Origin of the sequence: Microbacterium telephonicum, from assembly GCF_003651225.1 — a bacterium.
Classification (GTDB): Bacteria; Actinomycetota; Actinomycetes; order Actinomycetales; family Microbacteriaceae; genus Microbacterium; species Microbacterium telephonicum.
In genome coordinates this window covers 563344-577095 of the sequence record NZ_RCDB01000003.1, presented here as the reverse complement: position 1 = coordinate 577095, position 13752 = coordinate 563344, and the positions used below count along the sequence as shown (strand labels likewise).

General features: G+C 71.9%; 13 protein-coding genes and 1 tRNA gene. 8 read left to right on the top strand and 6 right to left on the bottom strand.

Annotated elements, in window-relative coordinates; genetic code table 11:
* Positions 1 to 349: 349 nt before the first annotated feature.
* Together C7474_RS12270 and C7474_RS12265 are read right to left on the bottom strand one after the other, a co-directional pair.
* Entirely contained in the window at positions 350 to 763 is a 414-nt protein-coding gene (locus tag C7474_RS12270) for a hypothetical protein (protein ID WP_121060336.1), read from the bottom strand.
* Between the two features lie 86 nt (positions 764 to 849).
* Positions 850 to 1191, bottom strand: coding sequence for a phage baseplate assembly protein V (locus tag C7474_RS12265; protein WP_121060335.1), 342 nt, complete (start codon positions 1189 to 1191; stop codon positions 850 to 852).
* 92 nt (positions 1192 to 1283) lie between these two features.
* On the opposite strand from C7474_RS12265, the gene C7474_RS12260 reads away from it, so the two are divergent.
* Entirely contained in the window at positions 1284 to 1955 is a 672-nt protein-coding gene (locus C7474_RS12260) for a Type 1 glutamine amidotransferase-like domain-containing protein (protein ID WP_121060334.1), read from the top strand.
* A gap of 7 nt (positions 1956 to 1962) precedes the next feature.
* On the opposite strand, the gene C7474_RS15060 is transcribed toward C7474_RS12260, so the two are convergent.
* A tRNA-Met gene (locus C7474_RS15060) sits at positions 1963 to 2038 on the bottom strand.
* Between the two features lie 320 nt (positions 2039 to 2358).
* Between C7474_RS15060 and C7474_RS12255 the strand changes: the two genes are divergently transcribed.
* The 3 genes from C7474_RS12255 to C7474_RS12245 all read left to right on the top strand — a co-directional run bounded on the left by C7474_RS12255 (position 2359) and on the right by C7474_RS12245 (position 5580).
* Positions 2359 to 3195, top strand: a complete 837-nt coding sequence (locus tag C7474_RS12255) for a shikimate 5-dehydrogenase (protein ID WP_422385803.1) — start codon at positions 2359 to 2361, stop codon at positions 3193 to 3195.
* Positions 3196 to 3235: 40 nt separating this feature from the next.
* A complete protein-coding gene (locus C7474_RS12250; RefSeq protein ID WP_121060332.1) occupies positions 3236 to 3997 on the top strand; it encodes a DeoR/GlpR family DNA-binding transcription regulator in 762 nt (253 codons plus the stop codon).
* 68 nt (positions 3998 to 4065) lie between these two features.
* Complete coding sequence (locus C7474_RS12245; protein WP_121060331.1) at positions 4066 to 5580, top strand: PTS fructose transporter subunit IIC; 1515 nt, start codon at positions 4066 to 4068, stop codon at positions 5578 to 5580.
* 61 nt (positions 5581 to 5641) lie between these two features.
* Here the strand turns inward: C7474_RS12245 and C7474_RS12240 are convergent, their stop codons facing one another.
* Genes C7474_RS12240 through C7474_RS12230 form a run of 3 tightly spaced genes read right to left on the bottom strand, consistent with a single transcriptional unit; the run spans position 5642 to position 8034 of the window.
* On the bottom strand, positions 5642 to 6031 hold the full coding sequence (locus tag C7474_RS12240) for a YccF domain-containing protein (protein WP_121060330.1): 390 nt from the start codon (positions 6029 to 6031) through the stop codon (positions 5642 to 5644).
* 33 nt (positions 6032 to 6064) lie between these two features.
* Positions 6065 to 6427: a hypothetical protein gene (locus C7474_RS12235; RefSeq protein ID WP_121060329.1), complete on the bottom strand. Its 363-nt coding sequence runs from the start codon at positions 6425 to 6427 to the stop codon at positions 6065 to 6067.
* The gene (locus tag C7474_RS12230) at positions 6424 to 8034 is read right to left on the bottom strand and encodes a PspC domain-containing protein (RefSeq protein ID WP_121060328.1); all 1611 of its coding nucleotides are present in this window, start codon (positions 8032 to 8034) and stop codon (positions 6424 to 6426) included. Before C7474_RS12230 ends, C7474_RS12235 begins: the two co-directional genes overlap by 4 nt.
* A 114-nt stretch (positions 8035 to 8148) precedes the next feature.
* Between C7474_RS12230 and C7474_RS12225 the strand changes: the two genes are divergently transcribed.
* Genes C7474_RS12225 through C7474_RS12210 form a run of 4 tightly spaced genes read left to right on the top strand, consistent with a single transcriptional unit; the run spans position 8149 to position 13682 of the window.
* The gene (locus C7474_RS12225; RefSeq protein WP_121060327.1) at positions 8149 to 9453 is read left to right on the top strand and encodes an ATP-binding protein; all 1305 of its coding nucleotides are present in this window, start codon (positions 8149 to 8151) and stop codon (positions 9451 to 9453) included.
* On the top strand, positions 9446 to 10105 hold the full coding sequence (locus tag C7474_RS12220) for a LuxR C-terminal-related transcriptional regulator (protein ID WP_121060326.1): 660 nt from the start codon (positions 9446 to 9448) through the stop codon (positions 10103 to 10105). The genes C7474_RS12225 and C7474_RS12220 overlap by 8 nt, the downstream gene beginning before the upstream one ends.
* Before the next feature lie 46 nt (positions 10106 to 10151).
* Positions 10152 to 12620, top strand: a complete 2469-nt coding sequence (locus tag C7474_RS12215; RefSeq protein WP_121060325.1) for an ATP-dependent helicase — start codon at positions 10152 to 10154, stop codon at positions 12618 to 12620.
* A gap of 39 nt (positions 12621 to 12659) precedes the next feature.
* The gene (locus tag C7474_RS12210) at positions 12660 to 13682 is read left to right on the top strand and encodes an SseB family protein (RefSeq protein WP_121060324.1); all 1023 of its coding nucleotides are present in this window, start codon (positions 12660 to 12662) and stop codon (positions 13680 to 13682) included.
* Positions 13683 to 13752 lie beyond the last annotated feature (70 nt).

Sequence of the window (13752 nt, the reverse complement as noted above, 5' to 3'; positions counted from 1 at the left end):
TGCCACGGATGCCGGGGAGGCCGTTCGTGTGACATGGCCCGGACGCGTGTCACGGGATGTGCCGTGCAGCCGATGCTGGAGGCGCCATTCGTGTGACACGCGTCGAGGAGCCCGCCTTGGCGCCGCAGATGCCGGGCGGGCCGTCCGCGTGACGCCGCGGGGGTGCGTGTCACACGATGCGCCGTGCCGCGGATGCCGGAGCGGCCGTTCGTGTGACATGGCCCTGACGCGTGTCACACGATGTGCCGCGCCGCGGATGCCGGAGGCACCATTCGTGTGACATACCGGCGCCGTGAGGCCCCGCGCGGTGCGGATGCCGTCACCCGGGGCCCGGCATCCGCCCGGGAGGTCAGCGGGTGCAGAGCTTGGGGGAGTCGCCGGCGCCGAAGCGGTAGTCGTAGGCGGTGCCGTCGACCTGCACGACCACGCGCATGCCCTCGACGATCGCCTGCGTGTAGGCCTGGCCCGGCTCGGCGCAGCCGAGCGACCCGTCGTTGAAGGTGACGTTCTCGGCCGAGACGAGCACCGGCTCACCGGCGACACCGCGCGCCACCAGGTCGTCTTCGATCGCGCTCCAGCGCGCGGCCGGGACGTCGGCGGGCGTGCCGGTCGGGGTGATCGGTCCGGGGGTGGTCGTCGCCAGCGGGGGCCGCGTGCTCGAGGTCGGAGTGGGCGTGGGGTCGGACATCGGAGCCTCCGTCGCGCAGGCGGTCAGGATGAGGGCGAGTCCGACGATCGCCGTCGCTGCCGTGATGCGTCGCATGGATCCTCCTCGGTCGCGGTCGGTCCGACGTGGTCGGATGCCGCCAGGCTAGGCCGCGCTCCTGCCAATCGCCAGGGAGTCCCGCGCTAGCGATACGGGTTCGTCGTGTCGCCGTCGGCGGCGGCGTCGGCGCTGCCGGCTGCATGGCCCCGGTCCCAGGCGTCGCCGAGCGCCTCTCGGTCGCGCGCCCGCGCGGGGGTGCGTGGTGGCGGCTCGACGAGGCCGAGCACGACGGGTCGATCGGGGTCGTCGGCTTCGAAGGCGACCCACACGTCCGCCCCGATCTCGGTGACGGCGGCGGTGAACGCCGCGAACGGCACGACAGTGGGCGCCCACAGTAGCGCATCCGTCGACGGCAGTGCGATCTGCACGCGCCCGCGCCCCTGCGGGTCGACGGTCTCGACGATGCGCGCGCGGTGCACTCCCATGACGACACCGTACTGGCGTCCTCCGTCACGGCGCGGTCTGTCGCGCGGCGCCGCCGACGGGGGAGGACGGGCGGACACGAGAAGGGACACCCGTGAAGCTGCTGCTGACCTCGGGCGGGATCACGAACGACACGATCCGCGCCGAGCTGACCCGCCTGCTCGGAAAGGACATCGCCGACAGCGACGCGCTCCTCATCCCCACGGCGCAGTGGGGCCAGCCCGCCTGCTCGCCGCAGTCGGTGTGGCGCACGACATCCGGCCGTTCGTCCGGAAGGGCCGGTCTCGTCGATCTCGGCTGGCGGTCGGTCGGCATCCTGGAGCTCACCGCCTTGCCCAGCATCGGGCCGGAGCGCTGGACTCCCTGGGTGCGGGACGCCGACGTGCTGCTCGTCGACGGCGGCGAGGCCGTCTACCTCGCCCATTGGATGCGGGAATCAGGGCTCGCCGACCTGCTCCCCGCGCTCGACGACACCGTCTGGGTGGGCGTCAGCGCGGGCAGCATGGTGCTGACGCCTCGCATCGGTGACGAGTTCGTCGACTGGCGGCCCGGCGACGGCGACCGGACGCTCGGCGTCGTGGACTTCGCGATCTTCCCCCACGTCGACTACCCCGGCTGGACGGAGAACACCCGGGAGAAGGCCCGGGAGTGGGCCGCGCGGATGCCGCACCGGGCGTACGCGATCGACGACGCGACCGCGATCAGCGTCGTCGGCGGCGCCGCGACGGTCGTGTCGGAGGGGCACTGGGAGAAGTTCCCGGGCTAGTCGGGAGTGGACGCGACGGCGGGAGTCGAACCCGCAACGCGACCGGGTATGAGCCGGTGCCCGGGACCGCCCGGATCGCCGCGATGACCCCACGCTAACGCGCCGGGCGCCGGACTGTCGCGCGCATTTCCTGTGGTTCCGCGATGTGTCGTTCGGTGACGTCCGCCGGTGGACCCGTCGGGTGGCGTCCGCGGCCGCAGGAGGAGTCCGCGCGGCCGTCGTTGCCTCACAACAGATGCCCGATGGATCTGCATTCTTGTGTGCTTTGCCGCCAAATCTGAGGAAAGAATCACAAGAGACTAGGCAAACAGACAGAAAGCAACGTAAAATCAATAAAAACAACGTCGGATTTGCAGAAGATACCGTCCGACTTCGAAGACGAAGGGAACGTCCAATGGTGAACATGGTCGACCGGGACACCGTCATGTGCATCTCGCTGGCCGCGCGGCCGGGCAACCACGGGAATCGCTTCCACAACTTCCTCTACGCCGAGCTCCGCCTGAACTACCTCTACAAGTCGTTCAGCTCGTCCGATATCGGGGCCACGATCGGCGGCATCCGCTCGCTCGGCATCCGAGGTGCGAGCGTGTCCATGCCGTACAAGGAGTCCTGCATCCCGTTCCTCGACGCGCTGGAGGACTCGGCCCGCGCGATCGACTCCGTCAACACCATCGTCAACGACGGGGGCCGGCTCACCGGGCTGAACACCGACTTCATCGCCGTGCGGACCCTCCTGGACGACTACGCGGTGCCGCCGACCACGACATTCGCCCTGTTCGGTGCGGGCGGCATGGCGAAGGCCGTGCTCGCCGCGCTCACCGACGCGGGCTTCCGCGACGGCGTCGTGCTCGCACCGACCGACCTCGAGCGAGGTCGGCTGCTCGCCGCGCGGTACGGTGTCGAGGCGGACTCCGAGCTCGGCGGACGCCGGCCGGGACTCCTGATCAACGCGACCCCGGTCGGGATGGCGGGCGGCCCCGAGGCCGATGCGCTCTCCTTCGACGCGGATGCCGTCCGCGCGGCCGACTACGTGTTCGACGTCGTCTATCTGCCCGCCGACACGCCGCTCGTGAAACTGGCGCGCAGCGAGGGCAAGACGGTCATCACCGGCGACCAGGTGATGGTGCGTCAGGCCAAGGAGCAGTTCGCGCTGTACACCGGCGTCACCCCGACGGACGAGCAGATCGATCGAGCGGAGCTCTTCTCCGCCGACCCCGACGCGTACCTCGCGTCACTGTAGCCGCCCCCACGGCCATCGAGCAGACACCGGAGTCACCACGATGAAGTCATCGATCCGACAGAGCCTCATCATCGACGCCGCCCGCGCCGACGGCCGCGTCGAGGTCGCCGCGCTCGCCGAGCGCTTCGACGTCACGGCCGAGACGATCCGGCGCGACCTGACCTCGCTCGAGCGCAAGGGGCTCGTGCACCGCGTGTACGGGGGAGCGATCCCGCTGGCTCGGCTCGGATACGAGCCGAGCCTCGCCGACCGTACCCACGCGCAGCAGGACGAGAAGGAGCGCATCGCGCGCGCTGCCCTTTCCGAGCTGCCCGACGGTGGGTCGGTGTCCTTCGACGCGGGCACGTCGGTGTCACGCATGGTGGATCTGCTGCCCGACGACGTCGCGCTCACGGTCATCACGCACGCGCCCGCGCTCATCCCCGCGCTCGCAGCCCGTTCGGGCATCACCCTGCACCTCGCCGGTGGTGAGATCCGCTCCCTCACCCTCGCCGCCGTCGGCTCCTGGGCCGAACGCGCCTACGCCGAGACGGCGATCGACGTCGCTTTCGTCGGGACGAACGCCGTGTCGGTCGGCAGAGGCCTGTGCGCCCCCGACCTGCGCGAGGCGGCCGTCAAGCGGGCCATGGTGCGCCACGCGGAGCGCGTGATCCTCCTCGCCGACCACACGAAACTCGGGCGCACCGACTTCGGAGTGATATGCCCGCTCGAGGACATCGACCTCCTGATCACCGACAGCGCCGCCGAGCCGGAGCTGGTCGACGAGATCCGTTCGGCCGGCGTCGATGTGCTCGTCGTGTGACCCGCCGACACCGCACCACCTGCACAGCACCACCCCACCACCCACCGCACAGCAAGGAGACGAAGACGATGAAGTTCGTCGCAGTGACGTCGTGCCCCACCGGCATCGCGCACACGTACATGGCCGCCGAGGCACTCGAACAGGCCGCCGCCGCGGCCGGGCACGAGATCTCGGTCGAGACGCAGGGCGCGATCGGCGCGACCCCACTCGATCCTGCCCTCATCGCAGGAGCAGACGGCGTCGTGTTCGCCGCCGACCTCGAAGTGAAGAACAAGGAGCGATTCGCCGGCAAGCCCACCGTCAGCGTCGGCGTCAAGCGCGGCGTCAGCGACGCGGCGCGCGTGCTCGACGAGGCGGTCGCCGCCGTCGAGGCCTTCTCGCCCGACGTGGCGGTGGAGGTCGTGCCGGCGCAGGACGTCCCCGTCCGTCGCGAGGGCCGGGGCAGCGGCATCCGCCGGGCCCTCATGACCGGCGTCTCGCACATGATCCCGTTCGTCGCCGCAGGAGGCATCCTCATCGCCATCGGGTTCCTCATCGCGACGGTCGCCTGGCCCAGCAACGGCGCCATCGAGGTCACCGGGGTCGTCGACGGCTCCGACCCCACGGCGCTCATGGCCTGGCTCTCCTCCGACTTCTCCTGGCTGTCCGCGCAGTCGTGGGCCGTGCTGCTGTTCTGGGTGGGCAAGTGGTCGTTCGCCTTCCTCGTCCCGGCGTTGTCGGGCTACATCGCCTACGGGATCGCCGACCGCCCCGGCATCGCGCCGGGCTTCGTCGGCGGCTTCGTCGCGGGCCTGGTCGGCGCGGGCTTCCTCGGCGGCATCGTCACGGGTTTCCTCGGCGGCTACCTGGCGCTGTGGATCTCGCGCTGGAAGGTGCCGGCGGGCGTCCGCGGGATCATGCCGGTCGTCGTCATCCCGCTCATCTCGGTCGCCGTCACGAGCGTCGCGACGGTGCTCGTCATCGGACCGCCGATGAAGTGGATCAACGACACGCTCACGGTCGCCCTGACCTCGCTCAGCGGAGGCAGCGCGATCCTGCTGGGCGTCATCCTCGGGCTGATGCAGTGCTTCGATCTGGGCGGCCCGGTCAACAAGGTCGCGTACGTGTTCGCCACGACGGGACTGGTCAATGCGGCCACCGCCGCCGATGCGCCGGCGCAGATCATGGCCGCCGTCATGGCGGCCGGGATGGTTCCGCCGCTGGCGATCGCGCTGGCGACCGTCGTGCGCCCGAAGCTGTGGACGAAGCAGGAGCGTGAGTCCGGCAAGTCCTGCTGGCTGCTGGGAGCCTCGTTCATCTCGGAGGGCGCGATCCCGTTCGCGGCATCCGATCCGCTCCGCATGATCCCGTCGTTCATGCTCGGCGGGGCCGTCGCCGGCGGACTCGTGATGGCGTTCGGCGTCGGGCAGCTGGCGCCGCACGGAGGCATCTGGGTGCTGCCGCTCATCGGCCACCCGCTGCTGTTCGTCGTCGCGCTGGTGGCGGGCTTCGCGGTCTCGGCGCTCGCGATCATCGGCGTCAAGGAGTACTCGGCGCGCAAGGCCGCGGCCGCCGCCGAGGTGGTCGTCGACGTCGTCGCGTGAGCGATGATGCCGGGGCTCGCCCGTCGCGGGCGCCCCGGCATCCGGCATCCGGCATCCGCCGTCAGGCGAAGGCACCCTCGCGGGTCGAGACGATGTCCTTGCCGAGCGGCATGAGCGAGATCGGGATCATCTTGAAGTCGGCGATGGCCATGGGGATGCCGATGATCGTGAGGCACAGCGCGATGCCGCTCGTCAGGTGGCCGAGCGCGAGCCACCAGCCCGCGAGGATCACCCAGACGACGTTCCCGAGGAACGAGCCGACGCCCGCCGTGGGCTTGGCGACGATCGTCCGGCCGAACGGCCAGATGACGTACCCCGCCGTGCGCAACGACGCGATCGCCCACGGGATCGTGATGATCGGGATGCACAGCAGCACGCCGGCCAGGACATAGCCGAGGAACAGCCAGAACCCCGCGAAGATGATCCAGATGATGTTCAGGAGCGTGCGCATGGTGCCATTCTCGCGCGTCCTGCTCTGCCTGAGTTATGCGCCCGTGGAGCGGGCGGCGATGGCGCGCTGCGCGCGGCGCAGCAGGCCGACGAGACCCGTGACGAGCACGAGGGCGCCGACGGCCAGCAGGCCGTAGCCGACGGCGGTCGCGACATCGAGCCCTGAGATCCATGCCGCCAGGTCGTCGGCCCTGCCGTCGGATGCGGTGAGCCACAGACCGGCGGCCGCGAGCCCGGCGAAGACGAGCCCCCAGACGATCCCCGCCCAGCGGGTGCGGGCACGGAGGGGTGCGGCGGAAGCCGTCTCGGCCTCAGCGGGTGCGGCATCTGACTCGAGTGAGAGCACGACGGTCTCGGCGGCGGTGTCGGCGTTCGTATCGGTGGTGGGGTCGCTCATCGGTTCTCTCCCTCGAGGGCGTCGGCGGTGCCCGCGGAGTCGGCGTCGGCGGCCGGCAGCAGACGGATCTGGATCGGGCCGACGTCCTGCGTGATGACGAGCGTCTGCCGGGTGGTGATCGGCGCATCGGCCGCGGCGAGGACGGCGGTCGAGCGCGTGCGCCCGTCGGAGAGCCGGTCGTTCTGGGTGCGGGCCTCGTCGGCCAGGCGACGCGTGTTGCCGTCGTCGTCGGAGAGGTAGAGCTCGCTCTCGTCGGTCGTGGTCGCCTCGACGACGAGTTCGACGCCCGGCTCGACGGTGATCCACGTCGTGCCCATGCCCTTGTCGATGTGCAGCGGGATGCTCGACCCGGTGTCGTCGAGGTAGACGCTCAGGTCGCCCCACGGCTGCCGGAACGGGGCATCCCGCGGATAAGGCTGCGCATCGCCGATGTTCGAGATCCCGTAGCTGCCCGCGTGCATCGCGAGCACGGTCGGAACGGCCGTCGCCACCAGCCCGCCGGCGAGGGTCAGCATCGTGGCGAAGGCGACGAATCCGCTGCGCCACCGCAGCGCCCCCGCGACGACCATCGCGGCGGCCAGCACGAGCGCGCCCCAGAACAGGCCCTGCGCGACGGCGAACATCCCGTCGGCCGCGAGCGCGGTGAGCGTGCCCACGAGCACAGCGAGACCGACGAGGGCGGCGACGTAGGCGAACGGCGTGCGGGGCTTGGTGAGTCGGCGGATGCGGCGACGCTCGGCGGCCTCCGCGGTGAACGCGGCTGCGTGGGCGTGCCGCTCGCGGCGCGCCTGATCGCGCGCGGTGCGGGCGAGATCCTGCTGCTCGCGTCGCCAGGCCTCCGACTCCACCTTCCACGCCGCGTGCTGCGCGCGCCACGCGGCCATCTCGTCGAACGGGGCGTCGTCGTCCGCAGCCGCGAGGGCGCCCGCGGACTCGACCGTTCCCGAATCGGTCGGCGCCGCGGACGCGTCCGAGTCCGCGGCGGAAGCCGTGCGCGGTGCGGTCTCAGAGGCCGGGATGGTGGGGGTGGAGGGAGCCGTCTCCGTGGCGGCGGACGCGTTCGACACGGGGCGTCCGGCGGCCACCGCGCCGCGGATCACGACGAACAGCAGGCCGCCGGCGAGGGCGACGAGCCCCAGCATCCACAGCACGCTCAGCGCCGTGAACACCCCGCCGGCACCCGCGAACGACCACCACGTCGGTGCACCGACGAACACGGCAAGCGGCGCCGGCAGCAGTCCCAGCAGCAGGCACGCGAGGATGCCGGCGTGCGCGGCGACGAACCGCCCGCGCAGCGCGTCCTGCAGCGGGATTCGTCCCTCCAGGTCGGGCAGCAGAGCCCACGCGATCGCATAGAGGAACAGCACGGGGAAGCCGAAGAGCCCCACGACGACGAGGATGCCGCGCACGATGAGCGGGTCGATCCGCAGCCGCGCGGCCGCGCCGGCGGCGACACCGCCGATCCAGCCGTCGCCGCGCACGACGCCGAGCCCGGCCGTCCACGCGAAGAACCCGTCGGACGCGCCCGGGCGCGTCGGGCGGGCCGGCGGCGGGGTCGGCGGTGCCGGCTGCGGCGCCCCGGGATCCTGGACGGAGGTGTCTGTCATACCTCGATCCTGCGTGGCGGCGCGCCCTGCCTGCCATGGGGTGATCCCCTGAGCGCCCCCTGATTCCCGCGTCCGTCCGTCGGCGTGCGCAGGTCGGGGTGATTGGATTGCGGCATGTCACCCTCCGCCGCGCCCCCGGCGCCGGCCCCGTCCGCGCCGACGTCCCGGCCTGCCGCCGGCCCGCGTCCCCGGCCGCCGGTGCGTCCGGCCGTGCCGCGCCCGGCGCTGCAGCTGCCGCGGGAATGCGTCGTCACCGGTGTCAGCGCGGGGCTCGCCCGCCACCTGGGCGTGCGCGTCGAGGTCGTGCGCACCCTGTTCGTCGTGCTCGGGCTGTGCTCGGGTGCCGGCGTGCTGCTCTACGTGTGGTGCTGGGCGCTCACGCCCCGAGAGGTCGGGCAGGCCGCCGTCACGCGCTCGGCTCCGGTCGCCTGGATCCTCGTGGCGGCCGCCGGCGCGGCGCTCGTTCCGATGGCCATCGCCTCCTCCGACCCGTGGGGACAGTGGTGGATCGTCGCGCCGCCCTTCCTGCAGGACGTGCCGGCCATGCTCGCGGTGACCACGCTGGCCGCCGTCGTCCTCGCCGTGGCGGCGGGGATGTGGGCGGCGCTCGTCGACCGCACCGACCCCGGGCGCGGCCCGCGCCACGCGGCGACGGTGCGCATCGCCGCATCCGTCGTGCTCGTCGTCGCCTTCCTCATTCCGCTGCGCCGCCTCGCCGTCGACGCGCTGCCGATCGTGTTCATCGCGCTGCTGCCGGTCGTCGGGCTCATCGCGCTGCTGTCGACGACGCTGATCGAGCGCTGGCGGGAGCTGTCGGGGGAGCGCGTGGGGCGCATCCGCGAGGAGCAGCGTGCCGAGATGGCCGCGCACCTGCACGACTCGGTGCTGCAGACGCTCGCCCTCATCCAGAACCGCAGCGGTGCCTCCAGCGAGGTCGCGCGGCTCGCCCGCGCGCAGGAGCGCGAGCTGCGCGCCTGGCTGTACGACGGCGACCAGCCCGCCGACAGCGATCTGCCCACCGACCTGCGCGACTACGCGGGCGCGCTCGAACTCGACTATCCGGTGCGCATCGACGTCGTCTCGGCCGGGCTGTCGACCGAACGCGCGAGCGGCGAGCTGGCCGCGGCGGCCCGCGAGGCCATGCTCAACGCGGCCCGTCACGCCGGCGGGGAGGTGTCGGTCTACATCGAGGGCGGCGCGGGCGGAGTCGACGTGTACATCCGCGACCGCGGCGACGGCTTCGACGTCGACGCCGTCCCGGACGACCGGCTCGGCGTGCGCCAGTCGATCCTCGGGCGGATGCGGCGGGCTGGGGGAACCGCCGCCGTGCGCTCCTCGGATGCCGGAACCGAGGTACACCTGCACTTCGGAACGGTGCCGGTCGGCACGGTCGGCGCGGAGGGTGGCACGCGTGGCTGACAGCATCCGCGTGGTCATCGTCGACGACCACTCCATCTTCCGTTCCGGTCTGCGCAGCGATCTCGACGCGACCGTCGCCGTGGTCGGCGAGGCCGCCGACGTCCCCTCGGCGGTCGCCGTCATCCGCGACACGCGTCCCGACGTCGTGCTGCTCGACGTGCACCTGCCCGGAGGCAGCGGCGTCGACGCGACCGGCGGCGAGGAGGTCATCCGCGGGAGCGCGGGCGTGCCGACGCGGTTCCTCGCGCTGAGCGTGTCGGATGCGGCCGAAGACGTCGTGCGCGTCATCCGCGCCGGCGCGCGGGGCTACATCACGAAGGGATCCTCGGGGGTCGAGGTCAGTCGCGCCGCGCACGCGGTGGCCGGCGGCGACGCCGTGTTCTCGCCGCGCCTGGCCGGCTTCGTGCTCGATGCGTTCGGCGCCGTCGCGGGCGAGACCGCGGCGATCGACGACGAGCTGGACCGGCTTTCGGCCCGCGAGCAGGAGGTCATGCGCCTCATCGCCCGCGGATACGCCTACAAGGAGGTGGCGTCGGAGCTGTTCATCTCCATCAAGACCGTCGAGACGCACGTCTCGTCGGTGCTGCGCAAGCTCCAGCTGTCGTCGCGTCACGAGCTGACGGCGTGGGCCTCGGAGCGTCGGCTGCTGTAGCCCCCGCGGAGGCGGTGTCGGTGCCCCGAACTACACTTGACGGGACATGAGCGACCCGATCAAACCCGTCATCGTCTCGGGATCCGCCCCCTCCGACCGTTCCGTCAACGCGGCCGCCGCCGGCGACCGCGCACGACCCGACGACGACCTGCTGCGCGGGCTCAACCCGCCCCAGCGCGAGGCCGTCACCTACCGCGGGCCCGCCCTGCTGATCGTCGCCGGCGCCGGCTCGGGGAAGACGAGCGTGCTGACCCGCCGCATCGCCTCGCTGCTGCGCTCGCGCGAAGCCTGGCCGAGCCAGATCCTCGCGATCACGTTCACCAACAAGGCGGCCGGCGAGATGCGCGAGCGCGTCGGGCAGCTCGTCGGCGACGTCGTGCGCGGCATGTGGATCTCGACGTTCCACTCCGCGTGCGTGCGCATCCTGCGGCGCGAGGCCGACCAGTTCGGATTCACCAAGAACTTCACGATCTACGACTCCGGCGACTCGCGGGCCCTCGTCAAGCGGCTCGTGAAAGAGCACGAGGCCGACGCCTACGGCATGACCCCGGCCTCCGTGCAGGGCCGCATCTCCAAGCTCAAGAACGAGCTCGCCGACGCCGAGTCGTTCGCGCGGCAGGCCAACATGAGCGACCCGGCCGAGCGTCTGTTCGCGGCCATCTTCGCCGACTACCAGCGCGCGCTGCAGCGGGCGAACGCCTTCGACTTCGACGACCTCATCGCGCAGACGGTGTACCTGTTCCGCGCGTTCCCGGCCGTCGCCGACACATACCGCCGCCGGTTCCGGCACATCCTCGTCGACGAGTACCAGGACACCAACCACGCGCAGTACGCGCTCATCCACGAGCTCACCCGCGCGCCCGGGTCGGATGCCGCCCCCACCGAGCACGGCGGGCTGATGATCTTCGACGCGCCGAGCGACGAGCCGGGGGCGTTGCTGACCGTCGTCGGCGACTCCGATCAGTCGATCTACGCCTTCCGCGGCGCCGACATCCGCAACATCAGCGAGTTCGAGCGCGACTTCCCGGGCGCGAAGGTCGTGCTGCTCGAACAGAACTACCGGTCGACGCAGAACATCCTGTCGGCGGCGAACGCCGTCATCAGCCACAACTTCGACCGCAAAGACAAGAAGCTGTGGACCGACGTCGGCGCCGGCGACGCGATCATCGGGTTCACCGGCTACTCGCAGCACGACGAGGCGCAGTTCGTCGCCGACGAGATCGAGGCGCTGCACCGCGCCGGGGCGCCGTACAGCGAGATGGCGGTGTTCTACCGCACCAACTCGCAGTCCCGCGCGCTGGAGGAGATCTTCATCCGCTCGGCCGTGCCCTACAAGATCATGGGCGGCACGAAGTTCTACGAGCGCGCCGAGATCAAAGACGCCATGGCGTACCTCATCGCCGTCGCCAACCCCGCCGACGAGCTCAGCGTGCGCCGCATCCTGAACAAGCCGCGGCGCGGCATCGGCGACGTCACCGAGACCGCGATCGCCCGGTATGCGGCCGAGGAGGGCATCACGTTCCGCGACGCGCTCGCGAACGCGTCGGCGCTCGGCGTCGGACCCAAGATCCAGCAGGCGATCGCGCAGCTCGATGCGGTGCTCGCCGAGGCGAGCGAGATCATGCTGCCGAGCTCGGGCGAGATCGCGCCGCCCACTTCGGTCGCCGAGGGCCTCACGCTGCTGCTCAACAAGTCGGGGTACGCCGACGCGCTGCGGCGCTCGAAAGACCCGCAGGACGAGGCGCGGGTCGAGAACCTCGACGAACTCGTCGCCGTCACCCGCGAGTTCGCGCGCAACAACCCGGAAGGGACCCTCCTCGACTTCCTCACCGAGGTCGCCCTCGTCTCCGACGCCGACGACCTCGACGACGCGTCGGGGTCGGTCTCGCTCATGACGATGCACACCGCGAAGGGCCTCGAGTACGACGCGGTGTTCGTCACCGGCGTCGAGGAAGACCTCATCCCGCACCGCATCTCGGCCGGCGAACCCGGCGGCCCGCAGGAGGAGCGCCGGCTGTTCTACGTCGCGATCACCCGGGCCCGCAAGCGCCTGCACCTGTCGCTCGCGATGACCCGCGCCCAATTCGGCGAGGTGTCGGTCGCGATGCCGAGCCGCTTCCTGCAGGAGATCCCGCACGAGCTCATCGACTGGCGTCAGTCGCCCGGCGACGTGAATTCCCGCGGCGGCATGCAGTCCCGCGCGCTCAACGCACGGCGGCCCGGCGGTGGGTTCGGCGGGGGCGGCTCCCGGTACGGCGACGACCTCGTGCCCCTGCCGCGGCGCGAGCGACCCGCCGGCGACGTCACGAAGTTCGCCAACCGCATCCCCGCGAAGATCCGCGACAACGGCGACCTCGAACTGGCCGCCGGCGACCGCATCCGCCACGACGACTTCGGTGAGGGACGCGTCGACATGGTCACCGGCGAGGGGGCCAAGCGCGTCGCCCACGTGCGCTTCGACAGCGCCGGCGCCAAAAAGCTGCTCATCAAGGTCGCCCCGATCACCAAACTCTGAGACGGCGGCAGGGCCGCGGTGAGCGCTTAGGCTCGGAGCATGGCCCTGTTCTCCCGTCGATCGTCCGCGTCCACTCCGGAGGAGCCCGAGTCGAACGCGGCGGATGCCGCCACCGCCGACGCCGAGGCCGACGCGACGCAGGCCCCCGCCGAACAGGTCCCGACGGTGAACATCTCGGTCTCGACGTACGGCGCCCCGCCGGTGACCGCGACCTCGGCCGCGGCGGCGCCCGCCGCACGCGCGGCCGGTCCCGAGACGCGCCCCGCCGCATCCGCCGAGCCGACGACGACCGTGCCCGGGCTTCCCGACAACGTGTACCTGCGGGCCGCGCTGCAGGCGCTGCCGACCGACATCGAGAACCTGCACATCCTCAACGTCATGCGGCAGACCCTGCAGGGACCGCTCTACCTGCGCGTGCAGGGCGACGCCCGGGCGCTCATGGCCGAGGGCAAGCCGCTCAACCTCGGCGTCGCCGAGCACGACGGACGCCGGTTCCTGCTCGCCTTCTCGGGCGGCGCGGCGCTGCAGGACAGCGTGCGCGCCGACGGCGACGCCGGCACGTCGACGATCGCGCAGCCGTTCCTCGCGGTGCTGCAGAACCTGCTCGCGGGGCCATACGACGGGCTGTGGCTCGATCACGCGACCTCGGGCGCACGGCTCGTGCTGCCGAAGGCCCTCGTGCAGAAGGCGGTCGAGGAGGGCGACCCGGCCTTCACGCTCAAGCGTCTGCTCTCGGGTGCGCGCACCGACGCGACGGCGGGCGAGGTCGTCGCCGCGCTTCCGACCGCCAAGCTCTGGGTCGCGGGCAACAGCGGCCCCGAGGGGCAGATGGGACTCGCCGAAGCGCGACGCGAGAGCGGGTCCCGTCATCTCGAGGTCTTCTCGCACCCGCTCGAGGTGCTGGCCCTCGGCCGCGGCGACCGCCCGCTGCCGCTGACCCCCGAGCAGCTCGCGAAGGCGGTCACCGCCGAGCCCGGGCTCACCGGCATCGTGATCGACCCCGCCGGTCCGTGGATCGAGCTCAGCCGCGCCGACCTCGCCCCGCTGCTCGCCCTGGCCTGACCCGGTCCGGCCTGACGCGTCTGAGCCGCGAGTTCGCCAGTCCGGCCGCGAGTTCGCCGGTCCTGCCGCG

Coding starts and splice junctions, on each gene's coding strand:
- C7474_RS12235 (WP_121060329.1), bottom strand. CDS start 6,427: ATGAGCGACCCCACCACCGATACGAACGCCGACACCGCCGCCGAGACC.
- C7474_RS12245 (WP_121060331.1), top strand. CDS start 4,066: ATGAAGTTCGTCGCAGTGACGTCGTGCCCCACCGGCATCGCGCACACG.
- C7474_RS12270 (WP_121060336.1), bottom strand. CDS start 763: ATGCGACGCATCACGGCAGCGACGGCGATCGTCGGACTCGCCCTCATC.
- C7474_RS12215 (WP_121060325.1), top strand. CDS start 10,152: ATGAGCGACCCGATCAAACCCGTCATCGTCTCGGGATCCGCCCCCTCC.
- C7474_RS12210 (WP_121060324.1), top strand. CDS start 12,660: ATGGCCCTGTTCTCCCGTCGATCGTCCGCGTCCACTCCGGAGGAGCCC.
- C7474_RS12250 (WP_121060332.1), top strand. CDS start 3,236: ATGAAGTCATCGATCCGACAGAGCCTCATCATCGACGCCGCCCGCGCC.
- C7474_RS12255 (WP_422385803.1), top strand. CDS start 2,359: ATGGTCGACCGGGACACCGTCATGTGCATCTCGCTGGCCGCGCGGCCG.
- C7474_RS12240 (WP_121060330.1), bottom strand. CDS start 6,031: ATGCGCACGCTCCTGAACATCATCTGGATCATCTTCGCGGGGTTCTGG.
- C7474_RS12265 (WP_121060335.1), bottom strand. CDS start 1,191: ATGGGAGTGCACCGCGCGCGCATCGTCGAGACCGTCGACCCGCAGGGG.
- C7474_RS12225 (WP_121060327.1), top strand. CDS start 8,149: ATGTCACCCTCCGCCGCGCCCCCGGCGCCGGCCCCGTCCGCGCCGACG.
- C7474_RS12230 (WP_121060328.1), bottom strand. CDS start 8,034: ATGACAGACACCTCCGTCCAGGATCCCGGGGCGCCGCAGCCGGCACCG.